General features: G+C 66.5%; 3 protein-coding genes. All 3 read right to left on the bottom strand.

Annotation, left to right across the window (positions count from 1 at the left end; translation table 11 throughout):
* Positions 1-825, bottom strand: an 825-nt coding sequence (locus EN994_RS25080) for an ABC transporter permease (protein WP_164746162.1), incomplete at its 3' end; no start/stop codon positions are given.
* Between the two features lie 9 nt (positions 826-834).
* Positions 835-2,349: a sugar ABC transporter ATP-binding protein gene (locus EN994_RS25075; RefSeq protein ID WP_027162481.1), complete on the bottom strand. Its 1,515-nt coding sequence runs from the start codon at positions 2,347-2,349 to the stop codon at positions 835-837.
* A 68-nt stretch (positions 2,350-2,417) separates the two neighbouring features.
* Positions 2,418-2,957 (bottom strand): substrate-binding domain-containing protein (locus tag EN994_RS25070; protein ID WP_164746161.1); only part of this gene is annotated, 540 nt, incomplete at its 5' end.

Here is a 2,957-nt window from a genome sequence, read left to right as displayed (position 1 = left end):
GCCGACGACGCTGCCCTTGCCGCCCATCAGCGAGGCGCCGCCGATGGCGGCAGCCGCGATGGCGTCGAGCTCCCAGAGATTGCCGAGGATGGGTTCGGCGGCGCCCAACCGGCCGATCAGGATCTGCGCGGCAAGCGCCGCCAGCAGGCCTGAGATCATGTAGGCGGCGATCTTGGTGCGGGCAATCGGCACGCCGGCGATGTAGGCCGCCTCCTCGTTGCCGCCGACGGCGAGCAGATATTCGCCGAAGGGCGTCTTCTTCAAAACGACCCAGGCGACGACAGCCACGCAGGCGACGATGACGACCGCCAGAGGCAGTCCGAACAGCGAACCGTTGAAGACGGCGCGAAAGCCTGGGGGCAGGCCGAGGACCGGATTGCCGCCGGTGTAGATCAGCGCCAGTGCCCGATAGGTGCTGAGCGTTCCCAACGTGACGATGAAGGGCTGCAGCCCAACATGGGCGACGAGCACGCCGTTGACGAGGCCGCAGGCAAGACCAATGGCGAAGCCGGCGGCGATGGCCAGCGGAAACGGCACGCCGGCGACCATCATAGAGGCCGAGATGACGGCCGAGAGTGCTGCCGTCGGCCCGACCGACAGGTCGATGCCGCCGGAGATGATGACCAGCGTCATGCCCAGCGCCAGACAGGCATTGATGCTCGACTGCTGCAGGATGTTGATCAGGTTGCGCTCGGCGAAAAAGCCGGGCACCAGCGCGCCGAACACGGCCAGGATCACGACAAGCCCGATCAGCGTGCCGGCGTCGCGCATGGAAACACCGCGCAGGAATTCGGCCTGGGACCGCACCAGAGTGGCATCCGACATATCCGTCACCTACTGCCTTGCCGGCTGTGCGGCCGGCGTTTGCGTTTGCGGGATGGCGTGCGCCGCGATCGCCTGTTCTGAGAGATTTGCCCTATCGAGTTCGGCGGCGATGGTGCCGTCGCGCATGACCAACACGCGGTCGGCAAGCCGGATCACCTCGGGCAGTTCGGAGGAGACGACGACCACCGCATGGCCCTCGGCGGCGAGTTCCTCGATCAGATGATAGATCTCCGCCTTGGCGCCGACATCGATGCCGCGCGTCGGCTCGTCGAACAAGAGGATGCGTGTTCCCGCCGCCAGCCAGCGGCCGATGATCGCCTTCTGCTGGTTGCCGCCGCTGAACAGGCGGATCGGCCGGTCGAGCAGGAATGGGCGCAGATTGACGCGGCTCATCTTCTCGGCCGCCACCTGTTTCAACCTGGCGTGATCGATGAGGCCGCGCGGCGCGAACACGGCCATCGAGGCCAGCGCCATATTGCTGGTGATCGAGCGCAGCGGCACGATGCCTTCGCGTTTGCGCTCCTCCGGCACCAGTCCGACGCCGGCGGCAATCGCGTCACGCGGGCTGAAGAACCGTGCCGCCTTGCCGTCGATTGCAATCGTCCCGGCCGTGGCGCGATCGGCGCCGGCCAAGAGCCGCAGCAGTTCAGTGCGGCCGGAACCGACCAGGCCGGCAATGCCCAGCACCTCGCCGCGATGCAGATCGAACGACACGTTGCGCACCTTCGTCGCCGAGGAGAGGCCACGCGCGCTCAGCATGACCTTGTTCGTGGCATGGGAATTATGCTGCTCCTGCGCCAGTTCGCGGCCGACCATCATCGCCACGACCGCTTTCTCCGACAGGTCGTTCAGATCGACGGAATCGACGACGACGCCATCGCGCATGATGGTGGCGCGCCGGCAGATGCCGAACACCTCGTCCAGCTTGTGCGAGACATAGACGACGGCGACGCCGTCGCGGGCGAGGCCGGTGATGACTTGCGCCAGCCGTTCGAATTCGCTCGGCGTCAGGCTCGATGTCGGCTCGTCCATGGCAACGATGCGGGCGCGATCGAGCAGCGCGCGGGCGATCTCGACAATCTGCCGCTGCGCCACCTTCAGGGTACCGAGGGGTGCAGCCGGATCGATGGAGGGATCGATGGCCGCAAGAGCCTCCGCAGCACGGCGCTCCTGTTCGCGCCGGGCGACGAAGATGGCGCCGCGCGTCAGCGGATGGCCTAGGAACATGTTCTGGGCGACGCTAAGGCGTGGTACCTGCTGCAATTCCTGATGGATCATGGCGACGCCCGCAGCGCGTGCGGCGACCGGGTTGGCGAGTGTAACCGGCTTGCCGTCGATGAGGACGCTTCCCGCTGTCGGCGTGTGGACGCCAGACAGGATGCGCAGCAGCGTCGACTTGCCGGCGCCATTTTCGCCGAGCAGGCCGTGGATTTCACCGGCACCTACCGAGAACGACACGCCGTCAAGCGCCCGCACGGCCGGAAACAGCTTGGAAATGCCCTGGAATTGCAGCCGGGGTGACATTGGGTTCTATCTCCGGGCAACGGTGCCGGCGGGAGCGAATTGCTCTGGCCGGCACTCGCCGATTGGCCTTACTGGCCCGCAGCCGCGTCCTCGAGCAGTGCCTTGCGCGCGCCGGCGCCGGAATAGCGGTCGGCATTGTCCTTGGTGATCAGTGCCTGGGGCGTGGCGACGACGCGGGGCAGCTTCTGTCCCGCGACGAGACGCAGAGCAGTTTCCAACGCCACTTCGCCGGTCAGCACCGGGAAACTGTCGACCGTGCCGGTCAGTTCGCCGGCCCGTATGGAGGCATAGGCGTCGGAAATGCCGTCGGTGCCGAAGACCGCAACCTTGTCCTGCAGGCCGGCGGCCTTGACTGCCTCGACGATGCCGAGCGCCATGCCGTCATTGTTGGCATAAAAGCCGATCAGGTCGGGGTGCTGCTGCAGGATGTTGGTGGCCGCATCATAGGAGGTCTGGCGGTCCCAGTTGCCGGGAACGCTGGCGACGACCTCGAACTTGCCTGCCTCGGTGATGGTCGACTTGAAGCCGTCGGTGCGCTGCACGGCGGCATAGACGCCAGCCTGGCCTTCGACGATGGCGACCTTGCCGCCATCCGGACGGTTCTTGAT

It is taken from the genome of Mesorhizobium sp. M7A.F.Ca.CA.002.09.1.1 (genome assembly GCF_003998555.1).
In the GTDB taxonomy this organism is placed as follows: Bacteria; Pseudomonadota; Alphaproteobacteria; order Rhizobiales; family Rhizobiaceae; genus Mesorhizobium; species Mesorhizobium ciceri.
Note: the sequence above shows the minus strand (reverse complement) of the source record. Positions and strands in the feature narration are given on the sequence as shown.